This is a genomic window from Pseudomonas putida (genome assembly GCF_030159595.1).
Classification (GTDB): domain Bacteria; phylum Pseudomonadota; class Gammaproteobacteria; order Pseudomonadales; family Pseudomonadaceae; genus Aquipseudomonas; species Aquipseudomonas putida_AC.
Genome location: NZ_BSKJ01000008.1, coordinates 107372 through 132176, shown reverse-complemented (window position 1 = coordinate 132176; position 24805 = coordinate 107372). Strand labels below are relative to the sequence as shown.

The 24805-nt window shown below is 60.1% G+C and carries 20 protein-coding genes, 1 tRNA gene and 1 pseudogene; 17 read left to right on the top strand and 5 right to left on the bottom strand.

The features are described 5' to 3' along the window. Window positions 1-126: 126 nt before the first annotated feature. Window positions 127-1332: a methyltransferase gene (locus tag QQL85_RS18685; protein ID WP_284355421.1), complete on the top strand. Its 1206-nt coding sequence runs from the start codon at window positions 127-129 to the stop codon at window positions 1330-1332. Window positions 1333-1682: 350 nt separating this feature from the next. Here the strand turns inward: QQL85_RS18685 and QQL85_RS18680 are convergent, their stop codons facing one another. Next, window positions 1683-1958, bottom strand: coding sequence for a DUF3077 domain-containing protein (locus tag QQL85_RS18680; protein ID WP_284355420.1), 276 nt, complete (start codon window positions 1956-1958; stop codon window positions 1683-1685). Window positions 1959-2478: 520 nt separating this feature from the next. On the opposite strand from QQL85_RS18680, the gene QQL85_RS18675 reads away from it, so the two are divergent. The 11 genes and pseudogenes from QQL85_RS18675 to QQL85_RS18630 all read left to right on the top strand — a co-directional run bounded on the left by QQL85_RS18675 (window position 2479) and on the right by QQL85_RS18630 (window position 11979). Further along, complete coding sequence (locus tag QQL85_RS18675) at window positions 2479-2727, top strand: hypothetical protein (protein ID WP_284355419.1); 249 nt, start codon at window positions 2479-2481, stop codon at window positions 2725-2727. A 98-nt stretch (window positions 2728-2825) separates the two neighbouring features. Continuing rightward, window positions 2826-2901 (top strand) — tRNA-Thr (locus QQL85_RS18670). Between the two features lie 251 nt (window positions 2902-3152). Then, window positions 3153-3440: pseudogene (locus QQL85_RS18665) on the top strand (tyrosine-type recombinase/integrase); the annotation flags it as partial. A 478-nt stretch (window positions 3441-3918) separates the two neighbouring features. Continuing rightward, a complete protein-coding gene (locus QQL85_RS18660; RefSeq protein ID WP_284355418.1) occupies window positions 3919-4845 on the top strand; it encodes an integrase domain-containing protein in 927 nt (308 codons plus the stop codon). Continuing rightward, complete coding sequence (locus QQL85_RS18655) at window positions 4842-5117, top strand: hypothetical protein (RefSeq protein WP_284355417.1); 276 nt, start codon at window positions 4842-4844, stop codon at window positions 5115-5117. Before QQL85_RS18660 ends, QQL85_RS18655 begins: the two co-directional genes overlap by 4 nt. 194 nt (window positions 5118-5311) lie before the next feature. Next, complete coding sequence (locus QQL85_RS18650) at window positions 5312-6325, top strand: nucleotidyltransferase domain-containing protein (protein WP_284355416.1); 1014 nt, start codon at window positions 5312-5314, stop codon at window positions 6323-6325. Beyond that, window positions 6322-8055: a ThiF family adenylyltransferase gene (locus tag QQL85_RS18645; RefSeq protein ID WP_284355415.1), complete on the top strand. Its 1734-nt coding sequence runs from the start codon at window positions 6322-6324 to the stop codon at window positions 8053-8055. Before QQL85_RS18650 ends, QQL85_RS18645 begins: the two co-directional genes overlap by 4 nt. Then, complete coding sequence (locus QQL85_RS26660; RefSeq protein ID WP_093976203.1) at window positions 8052-8558, top strand: Mov34/MPN/PAD-1 family protein; 507 nt, start codon at window positions 8052-8054, stop codon at window positions 8556-8558. Before QQL85_RS18645 ends, QQL85_RS26660 begins: the two co-directional genes overlap by 4 nt. Further along, complete coding sequence (locus QQL85_RS18640) at window positions 8527-9708, top strand: SAVED domain-containing protein (RefSeq protein WP_284355414.1); 1182 nt, start codon at window positions 8527-8529, stop codon at window positions 9706-9708. The genes QQL85_RS26660 and QQL85_RS18640 overlap by 32 nt, the downstream gene beginning before the upstream one ends. Before the next feature lie 708 nt (window positions 9709-10416). After that, on the top strand, window positions 10417-11157 hold the full coding sequence (locus tag QQL85_RS18635) for a phytanoyl-CoA dioxygenase family protein (protein WP_284355413.1): 741 nt from the start codon (window positions 10417-10419) through the stop codon (window positions 11155-11157). Between the two features lie 21 nt (window positions 11158-11178). Continuing rightward, window positions 11179-11979, top strand: a complete 801-nt coding sequence (locus QQL85_RS18630) for a TylF/MycF/NovP-related O-methyltransferase (RefSeq protein WP_284355412.1) — start codon at window positions 11179-11181, stop codon at window positions 11977-11979. Window positions 11980-12163: 184 nt separating this feature from the next. On the opposite strand, the gene QQL85_RS18625 is transcribed toward QQL85_RS18630, so the two are convergent. Beyond that, window positions 12164-14461 (bottom strand): TonB-dependent siderophore receptor, encoded by a 2298-nt coding sequence (locus tag QQL85_RS18625; protein WP_284355411.1) that lies wholly within the window; start codon window positions 14459-14461, stop codon window positions 12164-12166. Window positions 14462-14601: 140 nt separating this feature from the next. Here QQL85_RS18625 and QQL85_RS18620 point away from each other — a divergent pair, with 140 nt between their 5' ends. The 3 genes from QQL85_RS18620 to QQL85_RS18610 all read left to right on the top strand — a co-directional run bounded on the left by QQL85_RS18620 (window position 14602) and on the right by QQL85_RS18610 (window position 18498). Beyond that, window positions 14602-15324: a response regulator gene (locus QQL85_RS18620; RefSeq protein ID WP_284355410.1), complete on the top strand. Its 723-nt coding sequence runs from the start codon at window positions 14602-14604 to the stop codon at window positions 15322-15324. 1 nt (window position 15325) lies between these two features. Further along, window positions 15326-16693: an ATP-binding protein gene (locus QQL85_RS18615; protein ID WP_284355409.1), complete on the top strand. Its 1368-nt coding sequence runs from the start codon at window positions 15326-15328 to the stop codon at window positions 16691-16693. 137 nt (window positions 16694-16830) lie between these two features. Beyond that, window positions 16831-18498 (top strand): FMN-binding glutamate synthase family protein, encoded by a 1668-nt coding sequence (locus QQL85_RS18610; RefSeq protein WP_284355408.1) that lies wholly within the window; start codon window positions 16831-16833, stop codon window positions 18496-18498. Window positions 18499-18528: 30 nt separating this feature from the next. Here the strand turns inward: QQL85_RS18610 and QQL85_RS18605 are convergent, their stop codons facing one another. Further along, the gene (locus QQL85_RS18605; protein ID WP_105947381.1) at window positions 18529-19848 is read right to left on the bottom strand and encodes an OprD family porin; all 1320 of its coding nucleotides are present in this window, start codon (window positions 19846-19848) and stop codon (window positions 18529-18531) included. A 475-nt stretch (window positions 19849-20323) separates the two neighbouring features. Here QQL85_RS18605 and QQL85_RS18600 point away from each other — a divergent pair, with 475 nt between their 5' ends. Next, a complete protein-coding gene (locus tag QQL85_RS18600; protein WP_284355407.1) occupies window positions 20324-22399 on the top strand; it encodes a TonB-dependent receptor in 2076 nt (691 codons plus the stop codon). Window positions 22400-22449: 50 nt separating this feature from the next. Here the strand turns inward: QQL85_RS18600 and QQL85_RS18595 are convergent, their stop codons facing one another. Further along, on the bottom strand, window positions 22450-22647 hold the full coding sequence (locus QQL85_RS18595) for a hypothetical protein (RefSeq protein ID WP_284355406.1): 198 nt from the start codon (window positions 22645-22647) through the stop codon (window positions 22450-22452). 195 nt (window positions 22648-22842) lie between these two features. Beyond that, window positions 22843-23949: an agmatine deiminase gene (aguA, locus tag QQL85_RS18590; protein ID WP_284355405.1), complete on the bottom strand. Its 1107-nt coding sequence runs from the start codon at window positions 23947-23949 to the stop codon at window positions 22843-22845. 278 nt (window positions 23950-24227) lie between these two features. Here aguA and rfbC point away from each other — a divergent pair, with 278 nt between their 5' ends. After that, the gene (gene rfbC / locus QQL85_RS18585) at window positions 24228-24773 is read left to right on the top strand and encodes a dTDP-4-dehydrorhamnose 3,5-epimerase (protein WP_284355404.1); all 546 of its coding nucleotides are present in this window, start codon (window positions 24228-24230) and stop codon (window positions 24771-24773) included. Window positions 24774-24805: the final 32 nt, after the last annotated feature.

The window sequence follows — 24805 nt, the reverse complement described above, 5'->3', positions numbered from 1 at the left end:
ACCTTACTGGCCATTTCGCGGGTAAACCCGCTCCCACAGGTACATCACAGGCCTTGAAACCTGTGCTAATCCTGTGGGAGCGGGTTCACCCGCGAAATGGCCCTCAAACCCAAACCAAATCCTCCCATGTCCAGCCACCTCCACAGCCACCACCTAAGCACCCGCTTCCAGGCCCTCGACCAGTTCCTGATCGAGCACCAACAGCTGTGGAAACCCCGCCCCTTTACCACCTTGCAGCTGGACTGGGAAACCACCCACCCCGAGCTTGCCAACCACCTGCGCCACTGCGCACTGGCCGACGCCGAAACCGATAGCGCCGCTGATGCCTTGCCCGCCCCGTTCCCACAACTGGCCCAGCAAGCCCAACAGCTAGCCGCCCTCGGCCACCTCCCGGCAACCGACCTGCCCCCCGCCGCCCACCGCCTGGACGTCGCCGTCCCCGGCCGCAAATGGCAGCAGATCGAAGCTTTCGCCAGCCACCTGGCCTTCCACCACCAGCCCCGCCACTGGCTGGACTGGTGCTCCGGCAAAGGCCACCTTGGCCGCCGCCTGTTGCAACCCGGCCAGCAGCTGACCTGCCTGGAGTACGATGCCGAACTGGTCACCGCCGGCCAGGCCCTGAGCGCGCACCACCACTTACCAGCGCAGCATGTGCATCAGGATGTAATGGCCAGCGACAGCGCCCGCCACCTGGCGGGTGATAAAAGCGTGGTTGCCCTGCACGCCTGCGGCGACCTGCATGTACGCCTGATGCAACTGGCCAGCCAGCAAGGTTGCCGGCAATTGGCCGTAGCCCCCTGCTGCTACAACCGCACTGCGGCGCAGCAATACCAGGCGTTATCCACAGCCGCTCAAGCGTCCAGCCTGCAGCTGTCGCTGGACGACCTGGGCCTGCCCCTGAGCGAAACCGTCACCGCTGGGGCTCGCGTGCGGCGCCAACGTGACACCTCGATGGCCCGGCGCCTGGGCTTCGACCTGCTACAACGCCAGCAACGCGAGAGCGGCGATTACCTGCCAACGCCATCGCTGCCGGTAGCCTGGCTGGAAAAGCCCTTCGAGCAGTACTGCCGCGACCTCGCGGAGCTCAAGCAATTGCAACTGACGGGTGTCCCAGACTGGGCCGCACTGGAAGCCGCTGGCTGGCAACGCCTGGCCGAAGTGCGCAATCTGGAGCGCGTGCGCAACCTGTTCCGCCGCCCGTTGGAGTTGTGGTTGGTACTCGATCGCGCCCTGTTCCTCGAAGAACAAGGCTTTGAGGTGCGCCTGGGCCTTTTCTGCGACTACCCGCTGACGCCGCGCAACCTGCTTATCCTCGCGGAACGCGACCGTTAGCCGCAGCACAACCTGTGGATAAGTCTGTGAACAAGCTTTTGATTACCTGTTGGATCCAGGCGCTATTTCAAGCGCTTGGCTTATTCCTGCTTATGCGTCAAGCCCAGTAAAAACAGGCGTTTGCGCAAAGACCAGCGGCGCAGCAATCCGGCATGCCTTTCGCGCAAGCTGTCAATGCCACTTGTGCATAAACATTTCTTGTGGTTCGTAGCAAGCGCTGTTTGCACGGTCTATTCGAGATCGTCGGTCATGCTCAAAACCTGAGATTTGCACAACTCCTGTGGGAGCGGGCTTGCCCGCGAAACGGGCGAAGCCCGTGCCATCCAACGCGGTGCCCACTCCCACAATCGTCAATGCGCCTTGTTCTTGGCAATCTCGATATCGTTCATCAGCGCCTTCGCCATATCGCACAGGTAATCGGCAGCACCCAGGAATTTATGGTCATCCTCCATATCCCCCTCGCGTACCAGGTGCTTGATATAGCCCATCAGAATCGAGACATGCTCATAGGCAGCATCGACCGGGACGCCGGGCTGTACGCGTAGCAGATTGAGGGATGGGTCACCGGCTGCGAGGAAGGTTTCTACGCCTGCGGTGGTGATTGGCTCAGGAGCATCTTTTTTCATGGCAAAACCTTATTCAGAGAAAAGGGACTGCCAGAAATCTTTCTCACGGATTTGGGGCGGCAGCCGTACGCGGGGTGAGAAACCGAGTGAATAAGGAAGCCCGGCCAGACCAAAGTCTGCCCGCGTACGGCCACCATGACTGGTAGCGCTTATTCGAGTCAGGTTCTCACACCCGGTCGCCAGAGCGACCCGAAAACGGTATCCGTGAGCCACTTCCCCGACAACAGCGATACTTCGGCGGCGCGCGTAGGATACTTCCTAAGCAGCCAACCCCTGAAGCTCCTGGCCCCATGGTTCAGAATTACCTTACGCAGATTGCAGCCGCTTACGCAGTCCTTGTGGGAGCGGGTTCACCCGCGAAGAGGCCCGATCAGGCAACACAAGGCTAATGCTCCACCCCCGCAACCGTGTATCATCCCTCCCCCAAATCATTAAAAAGTGACGTCGCGCGCTGCCCGCCAGCCCCGCGACCTTCTGGCGTTGCGCCAGAACCGACAGTGGACCAACGGACCTGACCATCGTGACCCAAGCCAAACCCCTAGCCTTGCTGACCCTCGCCTTGGCCCTGACCGGCTGCGCCAACGGCACCTCGCCCCACCCCAACAGCAACCTCGGCTGGAACCACCCCGGCATGCAGTTGGGCGGCGACAACGGCCTACCCCTGCGCGCCGAAAGCCCCTGCCGCAAGCGCGGCTGCGACAACGACAAGCTGTTCTTCAACCCGGGCAAAAGCGAGCCAAGCGTCACCACAATCCACCGTGGCTGGTAGGAAATTTCTCCTTTTAGGGCGGTGACTTAGGTCATTTGCGATCTTTTGCAAGGAAGTGGTTTACAGGCGCCAAACGATCGTTATAATGACGCCCCATTGCCGGTATAGCTCAGATGGTAGAGCAACTGACTTGTAATCAGTAGGTCCCGGGTTCGATTCCTGGTGCCGGCACCATTCAAGGTTCCATAGAAGGCTTTCAAAATCTCTGGAACCCCCGAAAAACCCGCCTTCTGGCGGGTTTTTTCGTTTTGGCGTTCCGTCGGATTCCGAGGGTAGCCAGCGCTAATAAGGGTAGTTTTAAGGATAGAGGTCCGTTTCGATATCGGAGACTACCCTTATGGCCCGCACCACTGCCCCGCTTACAGACACCACCTGTCGTACCGCAAAGCCCAGAGAGCGCGAGTACAAGCTCTTCGACGGCGACGGTCTCTATCTGCGGCCACGGGTTCCGGGCCATGGCGTGCAGTGCGCTGGTCGAGTCCGGGCTGTGGTCGGAGACGGCTATCGAGCGGCAGATGAGTCACAAGGAACGCAACAACGTGCGGGCCGCTTATACCCACAAGGCCGAGTTCCTCGAAGAACGCCGGATGATCATGACCTGGTGGAGCCGGTTTCTAGAGGCGAATCGCGAGGACCATGTGACCCCGCATGAGTTTGCCAAGCAGACGGGCGAGAACGTCACGCGCCTGCGCAGTGCCAAGAGGACCGAGTAACCCGCCGCACCACCACCTCAACTCGCTGTGAAGTTACCCACAGCACCGCAAGAAGCTCCTCCACGCGGGTCCTTTCAAACGGGGCTGCAAAGCCGCCCCGTTTGAAAGGACCATACCTAAGAAAAAAACCGCTGGCACAGCGTACGTCTGTGGAAAACCAGTGATGTCCACCAGGGGATAGTTTTATCCACAGGCGCTAAATCCCTGAAATCGCTTTGCTTGACGAACATTGTCCACAGGCGTAGACCGGGAGTTGCAAGCGCTGTCGATGACAGCACCCAGGTGGCCCGAACCTTAAAGGTCACGCCGTTTTGGCGGTGGTTCTGCCCAAGGGCGATTCGCATCCGGCAGCTCGCCCGGTCACTACCCATGTGATGGATGGTCTTACACATATAGCGCTCGTGCGCCAGATACTCCGTACCTCGCTGCCCTGCAGCAACCTAAACGCGATGGCCGTAATTTCGGCTACGGCAGGCAATTGAGCTACGCAGGTCCACTGGCGCTCAAAGACATGTTCGGCGGCGGTCACTACGGCACGGTGAGGGCACACTGTGATCGGTGGCAGGCATTCGTGAAGTGGTGCTGCTCCGAACAAGGGCCCGGTATCAATGATGCGCGGCTCATTGATCGGGAGGTGCTGGCCGACTATGCGGCGTATCTGCACGACATGGTTAGGCGCGGTGATCTCGCTGTTAGCACCGCACAAAATCAACTATCCAGCGTTAACAGGGCCATGGCCGCGCTTCGCGGTGATCAGTACGTGAAGTTGCCAAGTCCGAGCAAGGCGTTGGGTATGCAGCGCACCGGGGCTCGACACTCGGTACCTCAGGGCCAAGACCGCGAACAGGTTAAGCGGATCGTTGATGCTCTTTGCGACCAACAACTACGGGCCGCCGCGATTGTTCTTTTGGCGCGAGCTACCGGCATGCGCTTGCGTGAGGCCATCCTAGCCGACTTGCCACGGCTGAGCCGTGAGGCTAACGACCTAGGCAGGATCAACATCCAAGATGGCACCAAAGGCGGCCGAGCTGGCGCCTCAGCGCCACGATGGATTGCGGTAGACCACCATGTTCAAGACGCACTTGGGTTTGCACGGCAAGTGTCGCCTGGAGGTAGCCGTAACCTGATTGCGCCAGACGAAAGCTGTCTGAATGTTCTGCAGGAAATCATCCGCCCAGCGCGGGACGTCCTGCATGCACACAACCTCAAAGGCTTCCATGAGCTACGAGCGGCGTACGCATGTGAACGCTATGAGCAAATCACGCAACACCCTGCGCATATCAACGGCGGCTTATGTTGCCAGGCAGATAGGAACCTAGATCGTGAGGCCCGGAGGCAAATCAGCTATGAGCTGGGGCACGGTCGAATCGATGTCGTCGCTGCCTACGTTGGAGGACAGTCATGAGTCAGACATTCGACATGGAGCTATTCTTAGCCGCCGTCCTGAATGGCTCGCACGCGACGCGTCAACGCCACCTGCGTCAAGCGAAGCTTATCCAAACTGAGATTGCAAAACGCTGGAAGCGAGAGACCCCCTGGGCTTGGCAGAGAAAGCATGTGGCTTGGTTTCTCGAACATCACATGTGCCAGCGCAGTGAGGCGACGCGCTATTACTACGTTCTGACGGTTCGGCTGCTCGCTCGACGCCTAGAAACTTCATGGGTTTTCGATCTCTGAGCGGGACCTGAACCAGATGGCCACAACCAAAAGCAATCGGCCTTCAGCGGACATGGCCAGCAGAGCAACCGGTTCCTCTAAGCAGATGTGCAAGCAGTATCCCTTGAAATACTTGGATGAGTCTTCACATACAGGTAAACCGCCCAGAAGCCATTGCTCAAAGGCGGCCACACACCAACGATTCAGGAGGGCGCATGCCGTCAGTGCAAAAACAGTTCGAAGACTTTCACAGCGCCATCTGTTTCGACGAGGATGATGAGAAAGCGACCCTACGCGAGAAGCGAGATACCATCGTTACGGCGCTGAGGGAGAAGCTCGGCGACGACGTGCCATCCTTCGTCAATTTCAATCAGGGTAGTTACTCCATGCACACCGGTGTGGTGCCGCTGGATGGCAACTTCGATATCGACGTTGGCCTCATCTTCGACTGCACAAAGGATGAATACCCCGACCCGGTAGCACTGAAGAAGAAGGTGCGCGATGCGGTGAATTCGAACTTCCGCACCGTGGTCATCCGTCGGCCGTGCGTGACCGTCAACTATTTGAGCGGTGGTGAGATTGCATACCACGTCGATTTGGCCGTTTACACCAAGGGCGATGATGGCAAGCTCTACTTGGCCAAGGGCAAGGAGGGCTCGGCCGAGGAGCACCGTATTTGGGAGGTCTCCGACCCGAAAGAACTGACCAAACGAGTCTGCGGTGCATTCGACGACTCCAGCAAGCTTGCCCAGTACCGCCGCTGCATCCGCTACCTTAAACGTTGGAGACAGGTTCAGTTTCAGAGCGCCGGCGCACCGCTGAGTATTGCCCTCACCGTGGCTGCACTTCACTGGTTCAAGCCAAACTTCGGCACGTCCGGCAAACCTGTCGACTTGCTGGCGATGCTTGATTGGGTTAATTCGATGCTAGGCCAGTTCACCTACGAATTCAGCCAGGATGAAGGCCTGCACCTACGGATGAAGGTCGCATTGCCCGTGGAGCCGTATTCCGACCTGATGGCAATGCGAACAGCCACACAGATGAAGAATTTTAAGGAGAAGCTCGAGACACTGCGCGATTCCCTGCAGAAGGCCTATGACGAGGAACTGCCCGAAGATGCCTGCAAGCACTTGAAGAAGCAGTTCGGCGACGACTTCAAGGTACCCGAGAAGTCCGAGACAGCTAGGGCGGTCTCTCCCGCCGTAATCAGCACGGGAAACTCTGCATGACGGAGTCCTCCATCGAGGCGGCCACCCCCTCGAAGGTCGATGACGCGCTTGAGGCTGTCATGGCTGCTTGCGGCTTGCATGGCATCGTGGTTGTTCGCCTAGACGACCCAGCACCGAATTGCCTGGGGGTTGAGCTCAAAGGCCCAACGCGCACTTGGCCTATATACGTCGATTGCAATGAGGAGCAGTTGCGCTTACCGAAGGTTTGGACTCGGCCCCCGGAGGAACCGCTCGCACATGTTAGCTACAACGGCGTGGTGTGCATTGACGACGGCCAAGGACTATCACTCGACCCTAGCCGTCACGCTGACATTGTCGCGCACACAGTCCTCAAAGCATTCTACCTGCTAGAGAACTCAGCAGCGGATGCAACCACTGGCTACGTGGAGTTCTTCAACGAACTCGAGGGGTACTGGCTGCACCTGCCGGGCTCACTGCGTGCCCGCGCCTATTTCGAAGTCGACGGCACCTCGCGCATGGTCAAGGGGTTCGTGAACTCGAAAGCTGGCAAATCGAAGTGGTACTTCGTGGAGCGCGACACTGACTTGCCCTGGGAAGTGCATACCAACAAGCTTGCGGGGCAGCGGGCGTTATACGTTCACCTCGACTCGCTAGCATTACCACCCGTTCGGCCAGATATGCTGACGGCGTCATTCATCGAGGATGTTCACCAACGCCTGTCGCCTGACCAATTGAAGTTATGGGGCGAGTTGTTCGGTCCGTCGAAGAACGGCCCCAAGCAACTGGCCCTGCTGGTGTCGGTACCTCGACAAGCCGGCGGCCGCTCGTTGGTTGGTATCGCCTTCGTTGCTCACCGCGGGATCGTTGACGGGAAGGTAGCGGTCACACCGCTGACCATGCGCCGTCATACTCCCAGCTATATGCGCGAGCGCGGAGGTGCGTCTCTGGACTTGCTCGGCAAGCATGTGGTTGTGCTGGGAGCTGGCGCCATAGGCTGTGTCGTAGTGGATACCCTGGCAGCGGCGGGAGTGGGCAAGATCACGGTTGTAGATCACGATGAATATTCGGAAGACAACGTCTTTCGGCACCTTCTGCAGCCCCTGTACATCGATCTTGGTAAGCCGCTTGGCCTACAGCTGGCGCTGGAGCGACGTTACCCAGGACTAAACATCACTCCAGTCTGCACTACAGCCCAAAACTGGCTCAAAACTGCTGATTTCAGCAAATATGACGGCATTGTTCTCGCGTTCGGTGCTCCGTCAATCGAGCGATCATTTTCACGGGCGCTCAAGGACAAGCGTTTTGACCTGCCTATCGTCTTTACTTGGCTAGAGGCCTTGGACTTGGGCGGACACTCGGTGTTGATGTGGACTAACGGTGAAGGCTGCCTAGACTGTGCCTATCGGGACGATGAGGGACTGCCATCCCTGGCGCCGCGCACGTCCTTTTTGGAACCAAATCAGCCCGTTACACGTAATCTCACGGGCTGTGGCGGGGCTTTCGTTCCGTTCGGCCCCATCCAGGCCAGACGCACGGGATTGCTAGCGACTGAGCACATCCTTTCGGCGATGACTGAGATGGCCGCTGGCAATCGAGGTAGAGATCCGTCCTATAGGTTCTGGGTAGGAGAGGGCCGAGTAGCTGCCGAGCATGGGTTACGCACAACGCCTTGGTTTCAGGCCGCGCGCACAACGCTCCCTGAAGACGCGACACGGCAGGTGTTCGGGCGCGCGTGCCGCCACTGCCGCACGCCAATAGGTTCAACATGAGACTTGTTTACCGTGTCACGCCGACCCAGCGACTCATAATCGTCGAACATGCCTTGCAACAGATGCAAGCGTATACGCAGCAACGGTGGTGGCACTGCGAGGCCGGAGGAATTCTATTAGGCCGCCATCTACTGGACTCAAACGACGTAGTCGTCGACGAGGTGTCCACGCCCCAGAGCAGTGACCGCCGCAGCAGGTTCAGTTTCTTTCGATCGTCCACACACGAGCACATCGCGCGCCAGCGTTGGTTAGAGCAAGGGCACACGTCGGCCTACCTCGGACTGTGGCACACGCACCCTGAACTCGACCCAACGCCCAGTAGTATTGACCGACGAGACTGGGAGCAGGCTGTATCCGGGGACACGTTTGAAGGCGACCGCCTATTTTTTCCAATCATTGGCACACGCAGCATCCGTATTTGGACACTGAGCCGCCGAGGCACGTTTAGAGAGTTGAGACCGGAGAAGAAGATTGGCAACGAAGAAAGCAATGGCACCGGGTAACGCGACTGTAAAAGCATCCGCTCAAACGCAAGAAACTCGAACCCAGGACCGCGCTCGCATTCCCGTCGATGTGCGCCGCGACCTTTGGGTGGCGGCTGCCGGTCGCTGTGAATTCCGCGGCTGCTGCAAGCCGGTGGGACGTGACTTCTTGACCAAAGAAAGGGCCTTCACAGGCGAGCACGCGCACATCATAGCGGACAGTCCTGGAGGCGCACGAGGCGTGAAGGGCGAGTCGGAGCGATTAGCCAAGGACGTCAACAACCTGATGCTGGCTTGCTATGACTGCCACGCTCGTATTGACCGACATGGAAAGAAGAACAAGTTCACCACTCCGCAGCTTCAAGCCATGAAACGCGAGCATGAGGCTCGTATCCAGCGCATCTATTCCGCTACAGGCGTGGTGGAAAGTTTGCCGTTGCTGATGACGTTTCCCATTGGGCCACATGTAACCAACATCGACGTAGAGCAGATTCACTTCGCGATGCTGGAGAACAGCGACTATAAACTGTTCCCTCAGGGTAGCCACATCCACATCAACCGCAGCGATTTTGACTTCCAGGACAACGACCCAGACTTCTGGCCTCGTGCGGAGAAGGCGCTGACCGATCACTACGACCGACGTATTCAGCCCGCGCTCGTCGACCGTAACGGCGACGCGCACTTAACTATTGCCGGGTTTGCACCGATCCCGATGCTGATGAAGCTCGGTGCGCTCATTGGTGACAAGACCCGTGCCAACGTTATGGACCTGCCCAACGACGGTTGGTTATGGGACAAGCGCGAGACGTGCCCTGAGCCCAGCTACATCTACGACGTGCCAAAAGTGCTGCCGCGAGAGGTGTCGGTGGTCGTGAGCATTTCGGGTAAGGTCGCATTTCCAGTCGACAATGAGGTCGTTGAGTTCCGCGCTGAATTGCCGAACCGCGGCATTATCCGAAAGGAAACACACCTATTGAACTTCCGCCGTGAATTCGATGGGTTCCTTCAGCGACTGACAGGAGCGGGGGCACGGGTAGTGCATCTATATCCTGCGACACCATTATCGGCGAGCGTCGAGATTGGTCGTATGTTGCTACCTAAGACATTTGAGGAGATCTATGTCTGGGAGTGGCAGGCGCCCGAATGGAAGCGAGCATTGAAGTTAAAGTAGGTAAACCAGTGAGGCGACTGCTACGCGACGGAGGTTCACGAGCAGCTGCCTCTGGCCGATAGATCCTTTCCAGCAATCGAAACTTTAAGCCGTTTGCTGTTGTTTAACGAAGCTGGAGAACCGTGACCAACTTATCAGCACAACAGGCAGACTTAAATCGAAGGCAATCGCTCTTAGTTCGACTTCGCTTGAGTGCATGGAAGACCAAGAGAATGCCAAAGGGTAGCTTTAGAGATAGAGAGTTGAGCCTCGAATAAAAAAACATCGAAAAAACATATATTTATATTTTTTTTCGACTCCTGGTGCCCAAAGCCCTGACCGCCCTCAGCAGCTACCTAGTGGCCGGGCAGAGCAACGCCCGCCGCAAGCGCTTCAAGATCAAGCAGCAACTCGCCAGCGGCATAGCCCCCATTCAGTCCAAGCAACAAACCAAGGCCCAGGCCGTAATTAACGCGCGCACGCTCCGAAAGCGTTGCCCTCAACTGGCACGCCAACATGATGCCCAAATGGGAATAGGGTTGGCCTGAACGCCCCCCCTAGTCTGAGGCAGGGGGCGAGCGCCGCGCTCAAGCTTTCGCCAGGCCTGACGATAAGCTAGTCAACGCGCTGCCGCCGTCTCAATGGCCCATGACCCATGGCCTGCAGGCCCAACGCTGAAGAAACGAGGCGGCGCAGAGAGTCGCGTGTCCAGGAAGTCGCAGGGGCCTTATGAGTGCTTTTTCGCTTGAATCGGATGGTTTCGAGATTTTCTCGAACGCCATTCCCCAGCCTTACATCTCAGGTATCGAGACGGAACTGCTCGACGTCGCCGCCCAGTTGGCGGGCCAGTCCTTCGCCTCGCTGGATGCGGCCTGGAACCATTTCAAGGCGCATGACCGGGCACTGGGCGGGCTGCTCTATAACGCCTTCAAGCGTCTGCCTTCGGTGATAAGACTGGCCAGCTCCCCCGAGCTGCTGGCGTTGGCCCGTCGGCATGGCAACGTGGCGTCACCGGCGATCATCGATATCAATTGCCGCATCGACTCGTTCGGTGAGGACCGTTTCCTGTTCGACTGGCATCAGGATTACTGGTTTTCGGTGTGTTCGCCGCAATCGTTGGTAGCCTGGGTGCCACTGACGGCGGTGGACCAGAATACCGGCGGCCTGGACCTGATCTCCCATCGGCATACCCAGGGGCGGCTATACCGGACCCGGCCCGGCGACACCTATGTCACCTATGCCGACTCGGTGCTGCTGGACGAGGCTATTCCGCAGGCGCACGCGCAATCCATCGAAGGGCTGTGCTGCCCGGGCGATGTGGTGCTGTTCAAGTTCAACACGCTACACAAGTCACGGCCGGTCGCGTCCGCGCAACACTCGCGGTTCACCATCCAAATCAGGATCGCTGACTTCGGCAATGCAGAATTCATCAGCCATGCGTTCAAACCCAACGTGGTTTCTTCGTTGTAGTTTTCAAAGTAAAGGTGGTCTATGGCGATCTGGGATCTAACCCCGCATGACGCACCCCTCGAACAGATGTACGGGGTGCAGTCTGACAAAGACAAAAAGTTCTGGAACGATCTGGAAGACATTCAAACCCAGTATCCGCACGGTACGCTGCACACGCTGACGCATTGGCCGGTGTACACCAAGCGGATTCTGATGACGCGTTTCCTGGCGCATTTCGAACTGTTCAAGATGACCGTGGACCTGCCGGGGAGCATCGTCGAGCTCGGCGTTTCGCGTGGTGTGTCGTTCTTCACCTTCCACAAGTTCCTGGAGATCTTCGCGCCCACCGACACCTCCAAGAAAGTCTATGGCTTCGACTCGTTCGAAGGCCTGTCCGACTTCAACAGCAAGGATGGTGTGGCGGTCAACGATCTGCAGGCCGACAAGAAGTCCGGCGGCTGGTCGGCCGAGTCGGTCGAGGGCGAGATCTTCGCCCTGACCCGGCTGTTCAACGAAGACAACATCCTGGCGCGGGAGCGCTCGCGGCTGATCAAGGGTCGGGTCCAGGATACCCTGGGGCCTTTCCTGGAGGCCACGCCTGGCCTGCGTATCAACCTGCTGCACTTCGACCTGGACCTGTACGAGCCGACGCTGTACACCCTGGAAAAGCTCTGGGACTTGGTGGTGCCGGGCGGCGTGGTGGTGTTCGACGAGTACGGCCTGCCGCCATGGGGTGGTGAGGCGACGGCGTTCGATGAGTTCGTCAAGTCGCGCAACATCAAGGTCACCTTGCGCAAGTTCCCTTGGTGCCTGACGCCGACGGCCTACTGCATCAAAGAGTGACCGTGGTTGAGCGGGCTCTTTGCGGGCCTGCAGTAACGACAAAGCCCGGGGCATGCGCCTCGGGCTTTGTCGTTACTGCAGGCCGAAATCTCCACGAAGGACTGCGGTTTTTCCACGAAACGGGCAACACCCCCGGTATATAGCCGGATGAATGGGGCCGCGAAGCAGCCCCGAACGGCGTTGGTCAGAACGCGGTGCTTACCGTCAACGACAGGTTGCGCGGGTCGCCATAGATCGCCCCGGCATAGAACCCGTACTGGGTGTAGTAATGCTTGTCGAACAGGTTGTTGGCGTTGAGGCTGACGCTGGTGTCGTCGGTCAGCTGATACTTGGCCATGGCATTCCAGATGGCATAGCCGGACCAGTTCACGTCGGTGGCACCGTTGCTCACGCCATTGGTGGGCTGCCCAGCCGGGCTGGAAATGGCGCGGATGTTGGTTTGCGCAGTAACGCCAGCGCCCAGGGTCAGGCGGTCGAGCGGTCCGCTCAGGCGGTAGGTGGTCGAGGCCTTGAACAGGTGCGACGGGTCGCTGCGGCCGTCGCTGTCGACGCGGCGGAAATGCAGGTAGGTGTAGCCGGCATACACGTTCCAGTTCGGGGTCAGGGCGCCCGCGACTTCCAGGTCGATACCGTCGGTTTCCTGGCCGGAGCCGGCCTTGTAGGCGTTGCCACCAGTCGGCGTGGTCAGGTCACCGTCCAGTACGGCTTTGTTTTCCTGCTTGGTGCGGAAGTACGCCGCCGAGGCGTTCAGGCGGCCGTCGAACCACTCACCCTTGATACCTGTCTCGTAGCTCTGCCCACGAATCGGCTCCACTTTGCTGCCGCTGCTGGTTTCAGACGTTTGCGGCGTGAAGATGTCGGTGTAGCTGGCATACAGCGAGTAGTTGTCGTTGAGGTCGTACACCGCACCCAGGTAGGGGGTGACGATGCCGTTTTCTTCCTGGCTGCTGCGCGCACCCGCCACGCTGCGGGTGACGGAAGAGTAGTTGCTGGTGCGCACGCCAACGATCACCGACAGCGGGTCTGTGATGCTCAGGCGGGTAGCGGCGTACATGCCCTGCAGGCGCGTGGTGGTCTTGCTGTGGCGGCCAGTGCGCGAAGCGATGATGTCGTAGTCGTCGTCCACGCCATTGCGCCAGTCGGTCAGCGGGAAGCCGTTGTTGGCGCGGAACTGGCAACCCAATGCGGGCGCACTGGCCATGCCATCGCCAACCATGGTGCAGGTGTATTCGGGCGACCAGCCCACGGTGCGGCTGTCGTTGTAGCCGACCATGGCCTGGTGAGTGCGGCCGAACAGCTGGAACGGGCCGGACAGGTCGATCTGTGCCGACTGTTGGGTCGTGTCGCTGGAGCTGTGCAGGCCGTTCAGCACGGCGCCGCTGCCGTCCTGGTCCCAGTAGCCGCCATAGGTGCCGCGCCCGGCCGAGTTGACCTTCGCCAGACCGCGGTGGTTCAAGGCCTCGGTGGTGGCCTGGGCGGCTTTCAGGTCCAGGGTCCAGTCGTTGTCGAAGCGGTGTTCCAGCGAGCCGAACGCGGTGCGGGTGGTGTACTCGCCAAAGCTCCAGCTCGGCACTACGTTGGTGCTGCGCGGCAGGTCGGTCTTGCTGCCGTCGCGGTACCAGAGCGGGATGTTCGCGCCCCAGCCACCGCCCACAACCTTGTTGTACTCATACTGGTAGCCGGCGCCGAGGGTAGTGGCGTCGTCCAGGTCGAATTCGAAGTTGGCCAGCGCGGCGCGGGAGCGCTCGGACTGGTTGTCGCGGAACGAGTTGGCGTCCTGCTGGGTCATGACGAAGCGCGAACGCAGGCGGCCGTCTTCGGACAACGGCAGGTTCAGGTCGGCGCCCAGGCGGCGTTTGTCCCAGCTGCCGTAGGTGACGTAGGCGCTGCCGCCAAAGGTTTTGGTGGGTGCCTTGCGGATCAGGTTGACGGTGGCCGACGGGTCGCCGGTGCCGCCCAGCAGGCCGTTGGCGCCACGGACGATGTCGATGCGCTCGTACAGGTCCATGTTCAGCGCGTTGCCACTGCCGCTGAAGTCAGAGCCGCCCTGGGTCTGCAGGCCATCGACCTTCCAGTTACTGATCGAGTAACCACGGGCACGGTAGTCGGTACGCCCACCTACCTCGGACTTGTTAGCCGTTACGCCCGGCGTGGTTTCCAGCGCCTGCTCGATGGTGTGGATATCGCGGTCATCCATCTGCTGCCGGGTGATGGTGGTGACCGACTGTGGCGTCTGCCGTGGCGTCAGCGCCAGGCCGGTGGAGCTTCGGGTGCGCTCGACCGTGTAGCCCAACTGGCCCGCATCGTCGGCGGGCAGCAGGGCGCTGTCTTCGATCTGCGTGGCGTCCAGCTCCAGGGGTTTGCTGTCGGCGGCCATTGCACCACCACTGATCGTGACGGCAACGAAGAAGGCCAGTGGCTTGAGGCGGCTACCGCCTCGGCTGAATGAGGTGAAGGCGTTCGGGGTGCTCTTGGGATTCATTTGGGAAGGATTCGTATTTGCAGATGATTTTTTGTTAGGATTCTAGGGATCGGCCCTCCGGGCTCCAGACCCGACATGTACGGGGATGTAATTGAACGTAATGAGCGCCACCGGCACTCACCGAACAGGTGTTTTTCCACATGAGCACGACCCTGCTGGTTGTCGATGATGACGACGAGATCCGCGAACTTCTTTGTGATTACCTGACAGATGCAGGCTATACCGTGTTGGCCGCAGCAGACGGTGAAGGGATGCGCGAACAGCTGGCCCGGCACAAAGTGGAGCTGGTGGTGCTCGACTTGATGCTGCCGGGCGAAGATGGCCTCAGCCTGTGCCGCCAGCTGCAAGCGACCCCGGGCCTGGCGGTGATCATGTTGTCGGCCAAGGGCAGCACGCTGGACCGCATCATCGGCCTGGAAGTAGGCGCCGACGACTACCTGGCCAAGCCCTTCGAGCCGCGTGAGCTGATCGCCCGGATCAAGGCCGTGCTGCGTCGCCCGCAACGCCTGGACGCTCCCGCCGAAGAGCCTGCCGTGGTAGATGCCCAGCAGTTCGCGGGCTTCCGCCTGGAACATGTGAAGCGCCTGCTCACCCGCCCCGATGGCGAAACCCTGACCCTGCCGCGCTCCGACTACCGCGTGCTGCGCGAACTGCTGGAAGCCAACAACCGTGTGGTTTCTCGCGACCAGCTGACCCGCAGTGCGTTCGGCCGCGACCACCTGCCCGATGATCGTTCGGTGGACATGTGCGTCAGCCGCCTGCGCCAGCACCTGCGCCACGCGCCAGCAGGTGCCGCGCAAATCCTCACCATCCGTAATGAAGGCTACCTGCTGAGCATCGCCAGTAACGTGGCGGATGCCTGAGATGCGCTGGCTTCGCCGTCTGTGGCCACGCACCTTGTTTGGCCAGCTGCTGCTGATCATGGTCAGCGGTACGTTGGTGATCCAGCTGATGTCGAGCAGCATCTGGTTCGATGTGCGTTTCGCCCAGGTACTCGAAGCCCCCATTCGGCTGATCGCCGCACGCAGTGCACCGCTCATTGCCCAGGCCGACTGCCATGCTGGAACGCTGCAGGTGCCGGCTCACTACCAGTTGCGTTGCGCCGAAACCCTGCCCACCGCGGAGCATGACGAGCGCCGCGGGCGCAGGCGTGTCGAGTTGCTGCTGCATCAGGCCCTCCAGTACGAACTGGGGCATGCCCAGGACGTGCGTCTGATGAAAGTGCAACTGACCGATGAACTGGGTCAGCCGATCGTCTGGCGCAGCCTGTTCGGGCTGCGCACGGCCCAGGCGCATATCCAGTTCGCGGTGCCGTTGGCCGATGGCCATTGGCTAACCATCGATGGCCAGGAGTTGCAGGGGTGGAGCGGCGAGTCGGCCTGGGTGTTGATCAGCGATTACCTGTTGCGGGTGTATGCACTGCGCATCGTCGCGGTGTTGCTGGTATGCCTGATTGCCGTGCGCCTGTGCTTGCGCCCATTGCGGCGCCTTGCCGATGCCGCACGCGGCCTGGGCGGCAATCTGGAACAGCCGCCATTGGCGCTGGATGGCCCAGAAGAAGTGCGCCAGGCCGCCCAGGCCTTCAACGCCATGCAACAGCGTCTGATTGCGATGGTCAACGACAAGGCCTACTTCCTGGCCGCCGTGTCTCACGACCTGCGCACCCCGCTAACCCGCATGCGCCTGCGCCTGGAGCGCCTGCCCGACGACGAGCACCGACAGCGCCTGCAGCAGAACATTGCGCAGATGGACGACATGATCGGCCAGGTACTCGACTACCTGCGCGCAGGCGAACAGCTTAACTTGCAGCAAGTGGACCTGGACCGGCTGGTGGCACGCCAGTGCGCTGAACTGGCTACCCCTGAAGAACCGCTACCCGTGCATGGCCAAGCGGGTCATTCACAGCTCGATGCCCTGCTGCTGCAGCGTTGCCTGCAGAATTTGCTGGTCAACGCACTGCGATACGCCAAGGACGTTTCGGTCACACTGGAACGGGCTACCACGGGGGTGTTCATCCACATAGACGACCGAGGGCCGGGGATTGCGCCAGCGTTGCTGACGACCATCACCGACCCGTTCGTGCGCGGTGAAGGGTCGCGTAACCAGGCTTCCGGTGGGTATGGGTTGGGGTTGAGCATCGCTCAACGGATTGCCAACAGCCATGGGGGGGAGCTGATGCTGGCAAATCGTGAAGGCGGTGGGTTGCGGGTCAGCATACTGCTGCCCATCTAAAGGCAGACGCGGTCCCCTGTAGGACCGCGAACGCTCTGGAATACGCAATCAGGTAACAGTCTTTTACCGATTACCCAGGTTTTCCCCTGCCCGCCTTTGCCTATCCTATGCCCGGTCATCCTGCCTGCGATGGACCCATGAAACACTCTCTGCCCAGCCGCTACGCCTGCCTCGCCATCTGCCTGTCGTTCACCTTCGCCAGCCTGCCGCTGCTGCCCCAGCATGCCTGGCTCTGGCCGTTCACGCTGATCACCGCCCTGCTCAGCCTTGTGGGGTTGAACGACCTGCGCCAGAGCCACCACGCCGTGCGCCGCAACTACCCGATTTTGGGCAATATCCGCTACCTGATCGAAACCATCCGCCCGGAAATCCGCCAGTACCTGATCGAAGGCGACGACGACAAGCTGCCGTTCTCCCGCTCACAGCGCTCGCTGGTGTACGCCCGCGCCAAGAACGAAAGCGCCGAGAAAGCCTTCGGCACGCTCAACGATGCCTACAAGCCGGGCTTTGAGTTCATCAGCCATTCGATGCTGCCGGTGGCCACGCCAGACCCGGCATCGTTCCGTATTGCCATTGGCGGGCCGCAATGTCGCCTGCCCTACTCGGCCTCGATCTTCAACATTTCGGCCATGAGCTTCGGCGCCCTCAGCGCCAACGCCATCGCAGCGCTCAACCGTGGTGCACGCATGGGCCGTTTTGCCCATGACACGGGCGAAGGCAGCATCAGCCCGTATCACCGCGAACACGGTGGCGACCTGATCTGGGAAATCGGCAGTGGCTACTTCGGCTGCCGTACCGAGGACGGTCGTTTCGATCCGCAGCGCTTCGCCGAACAGGCGCGCTCGCCGCAGGTGAAGATGATCGAGATCAAGCTCAGCCAAGGCGCCAAACCTGGCCATGGCGGCATCTTGCCAGGGCACAAGGTCAGCCCCGAAATTGCCGAAACCCGTGGTGTGCGCGTAGGCGAGGACTGCATCTCGCCGGCAGCGCACAGCGCCTTCCGCACACCCGTGGAGTTGCTGCAGTTCGTCGCCAGCCTGCGCGAGCTGTCGGGTGGCAAGCCCGTTGGTTTCAAGTTTTGCCTGGGCCACCCGTGGGAGTTCATGGGCATCGCCAAGGCCATGTTGGCAACTGGCATCACGCCGGACTTCATCGTTGTCGATGGCAAGGAAGGCGGTACCGGTGCGGCACCCCGCGAGTTCAGCGACAACATGGGCGTGCCCATGCGCGAAGGCCTGATGTTCGTGCACAACACCCTGGTGGGCCTGAACCTGCGCTCCAGCATTCGTATTGGCGCGGCGGGCAAGATCGTCAGTGCCTTCGATATCGCCAGCGTACTGGCCATTGGCGCGGACTGGGTCAACTCGGCACGTGGCTTCATGTTCGCCATTGGTTGCATCCAGTCGCAGAGCTGCCACACCAACAAATGCCCGACCGGTGTGGCCACGCAAGACCCGCTGCGCCAGCGTGCCCTGGTGGTGCCGGACAAGGCCGAGCGAGTAGCCAGCTTCCACCGCAACACGCTGCATGCACTGGCCGAGATGCTGGCTGCTGCTGGCCTGGAGCATCCCTCGGAGCTCAAGCCCAAGCACCTGGCTCGGCGTATCAGCCCCAGCGAGATCGGGCTGTTCTCGGACCTGCACACATTCCTCAAGCCGGGTGAACTGCTCAGTGGCTCGATTGAAAGCGAGTTTTATGCGCGGATGTGGCGGATGGCACGCAGCGACAGTTTTGCGCCGGAGAGCGGCGACGTGATGCCGGTTGCGGCAAAAGCCGTGCGCCGAAAAGAAGCAGCCCCGGCATGAGCCAGGGCTGTTCGATACATCAGACCAGGATCAGAAGATGCTGATCGGGTACTCGACGAACACGCGGACTTCGTTGCCGTCGTCGTTGTAACCGTTCTGCTGGACGGCGTTGTTGGTACGCACGAACGAGCTACGCAGCTTGATGGACAGGTCCTTGGCCGGGCCGTCCTGCACCACATAACGGATCTGGTTGAAGATCTCGCGCTCTTTACCTTCGCCGAAGCCCTGTGGGTTGGCGACGTTACGGGTGTTGATGTTGTCACCCACCACATAGGCCAGCTTGTAGGTCAGGCCCGGGATGCCGTAGGCACCGAAGTCCAGGCCATAGCCCAGCTGCCAGGAACGCTCGTCTTCGGCATTGAAGTCGGACCAGTACGAGTTGGCCAGGTAGATGGTCGAACCACCGTCACCCACGCCACCGGCGTTCTGGTAGAAGCCGTAGTTGTAGCCCGTGCTGCCGGTGCTGCGCTGGTGGGCGAGGGTGAACGAGTGTGCACCGTACGCGTAGGTGGCAGCCAGGCTCCAGATGGTGTTGGAGTCGCCGTTCAGGCCGGCAGCCTGGACGTACTGCTTGTCGATGTCCGATTTGTAGCCGTTGAAGTCCAGGGTCAGGGACTGGTCGCTGGCAATCGGGAAGACGTAGTTCAAGCCCAGGTAGTGCTTCTTCATCACGTCTTCGGTGTCGGCGGTGTACAGCGAAGCGGTGAAGTTGTCGGTGAACTTGTAGCTACCACCGAAGACGTTGATCGACTTCAGACCGCCACTATCGCGGCCCTCGGCACTTTTGCGCGCTTCCTGGGTGAAGCGACCGGCGTTCAGTTCCAGGCCCTGGATCTCTTTGGAAGTGATCAGGGTACCGGTGTAGCTTTCTGGCAGCAGACGCGCATCGTCGTATTGCAGCACTGGCAGTGCTGGCATCTGGTCACCGTACTTCAGCACGGTGTTGGAGATGCGGAATTTCACTGCTGCACCGGCGCGGGCCAGGTTGTGCGGCGAGCTGGCGTTGCCTTCGGCGTTGGTGGTTTCGTGCGGCTTGAAGAAGTCGACGCCGCCGCCACCGTTGTGGCCTTTGCCGCCATCAAGGCGAACAGCGTACAGGCCGAATGCATCGACGCCGACGCCAACGGTGCCTTGGGTGAAACCGGAGTTGAAGGTGCCGATGAACGCCTGGCCCCATTCGATCTGGTCGTCGGTGCCGTGCTTCTTGTCGCGGTTGATGTAGGCGTTGCGCAGAAGGACGTTGGCGTGGCTGTCCTCGATGAAGCCCTTGCTGTCGGCCTGGTCATTGGCCTGTGCCTGGGTCGCGGCGATCATCGCCAGGGCGACCAGGCTGATCCTGGTTTTCAACATGTTGTTTTCCTTATTTCTTAATCAAAAACGCTCTGCACTATGACGCCAGGAACCAACGCCCCTTCGTAGGTTCGACGCTATGCGGATCCAGCCTGGTGGGCCTGCCGGTAAGTACACGGCGGCCCTTGGCAGCAGCTTGGCCAAGATCATGGCCAGCAGGCGTTGGCCGAATCCTAGCCGTGTGCGATTACAAATGTCAAAAAGTCGTGAAATGCAGGTTGATATAACCAAAATTACAGACGTGTCTGGTGCATTTCCATGCAGGTTTGCGCTATCAGCAAACAATTTATCTTGTGCGGGAAAACGCCATTTGATCGAACGGACAATTTCCGGGTAGCCGGCAAACACATGACGGCAGACACTGTTACAAACAGACACATATGTAAAGACAAGCCTTTACAAATACCCAAGCAAGAGCAAATAGCAAGCATTACCATTCGCGACTTCTTTTCACCTGCCCGGTCCGGATGTGCCCATGCTTGTACCCTGCCGTCTTTCCCCCCTCACGCTTGGCTTGTCGCTGCTGTTCAGCGCCAGCCTGGCCAGTGCCGCCACCACCACACTGCCAGAGTCGTCGGTTACCGCTGACAGCGAGCGCGAAAAGGACAACCCGCGGGTCAAGGAGGTGAGCACCGCCACCCGCACCTCGACGCCGGTGCGCTATGTGCCCCAGGCCATTGACACGGTGAAGACCGCCAACGTGCTGGACTACGGCAGCAACACGCTGGGCAAGGCACTGGAAGGCATTCCCAACGTCAGTAGCGGCGCCGACACCCGCTTCGATAGCGTGCGCATCCGTGGCTTCGAGGCCAGCAACGACTTCTATCTGGACGGCATTCGCGACGACAGCCAGTACATCCGCGACTTGCACAACATCGAGCGGGTCGAGGTACTGAAAGGGCCAGCAGCGGTGCTGTACGGCCGTGGCAGCCAAGGGGGTATCGTCAACCGGGTCAGCAAGGCACCGGAGCCGGGCCGCCGTTCGACCGTCGAGGCGCAAGCCGGCAGTGAAGACCTGCGCAGCCTGTATGCCGACCTCAGCGCCGACCCCAGCGACACCGTCAGCCTGCGCCTGAACATGGGCAACCAGGACAACAACAGCTTCCGCGAGGGTATCGACGGCAGCCGCCAGCTGTTCGCCCCGTCGATCAGTTGGCAGATCAACCCCGACCTGAACTGGCTGGTGCAATACGAATACAGCCGCTACAACCGCACCCCGGACCGTGGCATCCCCGGGGTCAACGGTCGCCCGGCCGACGTCAGCCGTGGTACCACCTACGGCGACCAGCGCGACTACATCGATGACCACGCCCAGTCCCTGCGCTCACGCCTGAACTACCAGCTGAACGAAACCTGGCAGCTGCGCCATACCTTGGGCCTGTTCAAGCTCGACAGTGAGTTCGACAACACCTATGTCACGGGCTACAACGCCGGCACCAATACCCTGACCCGCCAGCGCTGGCAGCAGGACCTGAACACCCGCAACCTGTTCAACAACCTGGAGGCTGAGGGCGATTTCGATACGTTGGGCCTGGAGCACAAGCTGCTGCTGGGCCTGGAGATCGGTAACCAGAAGCGAGACCCGGTGCTGTATAGCGCCGTTAGTCAGGCGCTTCCGGGCCTGGGAAGACCTGGCAACAACCAGCAGCACAATGGCAAGCTGTTGCTGTCGAGTGACAACCACACTGTGGTCGATAGCCGCGGCCTTTACCTGCAAGACCAGATCCGCCTGAACGATCAATGGCAAATCCTGGCTGGCGTACGCTTCGACCAGTTCGACGTGGAAACCACCAACAAGGATGGCGTGCGCGAACCGCAGGACAGTAACAGCACCAGCCCGCGCCTGGGCGTGGTCTACACGCCATGGCGTGACCATTCGTTCTACGCCTCGTGGAGCAAGACCTTCTCGCCGGTGGGCGGCGGCCTGATCGGTATCACCCCGGATGCGCCGGGCAACGGCAACGACGCCAAGCCGGAAGAAACTCGCCAGAAAGAAATCGGGGTGAAAAGCGACTGGCTCGACCAGCGCCTGACCACCACTCTGGCCGTCTACGAGCTGGAACTCTACAACCGCCGCACGCGTGATCCGGAAAACCCGAACAACATCTTGCTCAGCGGCTTGCAGCGCTCGCGCGGCATCGAGCTGACCGCCACCGGTAACATCGTCGGCAACTGGTATGTACGCAGCGGTATCGGCCTGCAGGATGCGATCATCGTCAAGGACAACAACGCCCAGGAAGGCAACCGCATCAATGATGTGGCCAAGCGCAACGGCAGCCTGTTCGTCACCTGGAAACCGGAGATGGGCTGGTATGCCGAAACCGGCCTGACGCTGGTGGGTGAACGTTACGCGGACAACCAGAACACCACGGTGTTGCCGGGGTATGGTCGTTGGGATGCGCTGGCGGGTTATCGCACCCATGACTGGGATGTGCGGGCGGCGTTGAGCAACATTGCCGACAAGACCTACTACAGCTCGGCGACCAGTGCGGCGCAGATTCAAGTAGGCGACCCGCGTAGCCTGGTGGTGACAGGTCGCTACAGCTTCTGATCTTTATTGCCTGTGCCCGCGATGAGGCCGGCACAGGCATAACCCATCGATCAGTGCCACACCCCCATCAACGCCTGCATCTCTGCTTCGCTGATCAGCCCCTGAGGGTAGCGTCCTGCAAGCAACCGCTGTGGGTCGGTCGTCCTGACCTTGTTGCTTCCATGGTGCTTCATCCACTTCGCAACCAGCTTGAGTGATTGGTGATTCACTGCCGATGGGCGCAATGCCGACTCACTTGCTGCGTTCATTTCTACACGTACTCCCTGGCCCGTGAGCGGCAATTTAACGTAAGTATTGTTACAGATCCGAGCGCGCGGTCTGGCCGAGCTATCTGCTTGGCTATCTGTTTGAAAAGTAATACAAAACGTATGCCAGCCTGGCCTCCGGATGTCGCCCCAAAAAAAAGGCCCGTCACCTGACGGGCCTTTTCATTGAATACGCGCTCAACGCTTGACTGGTGCAGGCTGCTGCTGGGTCAGGCAGTGAATGTTGCCACCGCCCAACAACAGCTCGCGGCCGGGGATCATCACCACTTCGTGGTCTGGGAAGATCTTCGCCAGAATCGCTCTGGCTTCGGCATCTGCCGGGTCATCGAAGCTTGGCGCAATGATGCCGCCGTTGACGATCAGGAAGTTCACATACGAACCGGCCAGGCGCACCGACGGGTCGCGCTCCTGGCTACCTGCCACCTGATCGACACCGGCACACTCTTCAGCGGTGGCGAACAGTGGGCCCGGGATTGGCATCTTGTGCACGATGAACTCACGCCCCTTGGCATCGCGGGTATTCTTCAATACCTCCATGGCCGCGTGGCAGCGCGCATAGTTGGGGTCGTTGGAATCATCGGTCCAGGCCAGTAACACTTCGCCCGGGCGCACGTAACAGCAGAAGTTGTCGACGTGGCCGTCGGTTTCATCGTTGTACAGGCCATCGGGCAGCCACACCACAGTGTCGACCGCCAGCTGATCGCGCAGCTCCGCTTCGATCTGCTCGCGGTTCAGGTGCGGGTTGCGGTTACGGTTGAGCAGGCATTCCTCGGTGGTGATCACGGTGCCTTCGCCGTCCACATGGATCGAACCGCCCTCGAGTACAAAGCCTTCGGTGTGGTAGCGCTGGCAGCGCTCCATTTCCAGCACCTTGGCGGCCAGTTCCTCGTCGCGGTTCCAGGGTGCGTACAGGCCACCATCGAAGCCGCCCCAGGCATTGAAGCCCCAGTCCACACCACGTACTTCACCCTGGTCGTTGATGACGAAGGTCGGGCCGGTGTCACGCACCCAGGCGTCATCATTGCTGATTTCAACCACGCGAATGTTCGGCTGGTCGAGCTGGCGGCGGGCATTCTCGTACTGGCCGGCAGAAGCTGCGACGGTCACAGGTTCGAAGCGGGCAATGGCCTTGGCCAAGGTGACGTGGGCTGCCTGTGCAGGCTTGCCGCCCAGGCGCCAATTGTCCGGACGCTCCGGCCAGACCATCCACACCTGGGTTTGCGGAGCCCACTCGGCGGGCATGTGGAAACCATCGGCACGGGGCGTGGAGTTGAGGGTTTTCATGGGTGACCTCTGTGATGGCCCTGAGCCTGGATGCGCTGGGGCAATTGTCAATTTATAACCGATATATATCGATATTTGAAGCCTGAAAAACCGATAAAAACGGACCGTTCAGCAAAATTAAACCGATAACAATCGACACACGCCAAGCCTGTTCTGGTGAAAGTAACGGCATGCCGTCTACCATAGCCACACCTCATGCATCCTGTTACAGCTGCGCGCGGAAAAATCCGGCAAGGCCGACTAGGGTCAATACTTGGGCAACGGGCCAGCGAGCCGCTATGAACATCATCCCTACTGCAATCCCTGAAGTACTGATCATCGAGCCGAAGGTTTTCGGTGACAGCCGTGGTTTTTTCTTCGAGGCATTCAACGCGCGTGAGTTCGCGCAAAAAACCGGCGTCAAGGCCGAGTTCGTGCAGGACAACCATTCACGCTCCATCAAGGGCGTACTGCGCGGGCTGCATTACCAGGTGGAAAATACCCAAGGCAAACTGGTGCGCGTGGTGCACGGGGAAATACGTGATATCGCCGTGGACGTGCGCAAAAGCTCGCCAACGTTCGGCCAATGGGTCGCCGTGCATCTTTCAGCCGACAATCACCATCAATTGTGGATTCCACCCGGTTTCGCCCATGGCTTCGCCGTAATGAGCGAGTCGGCCGAGTTCCTCTACAAGACGACCGACTACTACAACCCGGGCGCTGACCGCTGCATCCGCTGGGACGACCCAGAATTGGCGATCGACTGGGGGCTGCAGCACCCCCCGGTGCTATCAGACAAGGACAAGGTCGGGCTGCCACTGGCAGAGGCGGAACTGCTGCCTTAACTAGCGCATAATTGCGTCAGACTTTTCTGGCG

Excerpts from the sequence above, each read along its gene's own strand:
- QQL85_RS18685 (WP_284355421.1), top strand. The coding sequence starts at position 127 with ATGTCCAGCCACCTCCACAGCCACCACCTAAGCACCCGCTTCCAGGCC.
- QQL85_RS18680 (WP_284355420.1), bottom strand. The coding sequence starts at position 1,958 with ATGAAAAAAGATGCTCCTGAGCCAATCACCACCGCAGGCGTAGAAACC.
- QQL85_RS18655 (WP_284355417.1), top strand. The coding sequence starts at position 4,842 with ATGAGTCAGACATTCGACATGGAGCTATTCTTAGCCGCCGTCCTGAAT.
- QQL85_RS18650 (WP_284355416.1), top strand. The coding sequence starts at position 5,312 with ATGCCGTCAGTGCAAAAACAGTTCGAAGACTTTCACAGCGCCATCTGT.
- QQL85_RS18645 (WP_284355415.1), top strand. The coding sequence starts at position 6,322 with ATGACGGAGTCCTCCATCGAGGCGGCCACCCCCTCGAAGGTCGATGAC.
- QQL85_RS26660 (WP_093976203.1), top strand. The coding sequence starts at position 8,052 with ATGAGACTTGTTTACCGTGTCACGCCGACCCAGCGACTCATAATCGTC.
- QQL85_RS18635 (WP_284355413.1), top strand. The coding sequence starts at position 10,417 with ATGAGTGCTTTTTCGCTTGAATCGGATGGTTTCGAGATTTTCTCGAAC.
- QQL85_RS18630 (WP_284355412.1), top strand. The coding sequence starts at position 11,179 with ATGGCGATCTGGGATCTAACCCCGCATGACGCACCCCTCGAACAGATG.
- QQL85_RS18625 (WP_284355411.1), bottom strand. The coding sequence starts at position 14,461 with ATGAATCCCAAGAGCACCCCGAACGCCTTCACCTCATTCAGCCGAGGC.
- QQL85_RS18620 (WP_284355410.1), top strand. The coding sequence starts at position 14,602 with ATGAGCACGACCCTGCTGGTTGTCGATGATGACGACGAGATCCGCGAA.
- QQL85_RS18615 (WP_284355409.1), top strand. The coding sequence starts at position 15,326 with ATGCGCTGGCTTCGCCGTCTGTGGCCACGCACCTTGTTTGGCCAGCTG.
- QQL85_RS18610 (WP_284355408.1), top strand. The coding sequence starts at position 16,831 with ATGAAACACTCTCTGCCCAGCCGCTACGCCTGCCTCGCCATCTGCCTG.
- QQL85_RS18605 (WP_105947381.1), bottom strand. The coding sequence starts at position 19,848 with ATGTTGAAAACCAGGATCAGCCTGGTCGCCCTGGCGATGATCGCCGCG.
- QQL85_RS18600 (WP_284355407.1), top strand. The coding sequence starts at position 20,324 with ATGCTTGTACCCTGCCGTCTTTCCCCCCTCACGCTTGGCTTGTCGCTG.
- QQL85_RS18595 (WP_284355406.1), bottom strand. The coding sequence starts at position 22,647 with ATGAACGCAGCAAGTGAGTCGGCATTGCGCCCATCGGCAGTGAATCAC.
- aguA (WP_284355405.1), bottom strand. The coding sequence starts at position 23,949 with ATGAAAACCCTCAACTCCACGCCCCGTGCCGATGGTTTCCACATGCCC.
- rfbC (WP_284355404.1), top strand. The coding sequence starts at position 24,228 with ATGAACATCATCCCTACTGCAATCCCTGAAGTACTGATCATCGAGCCG.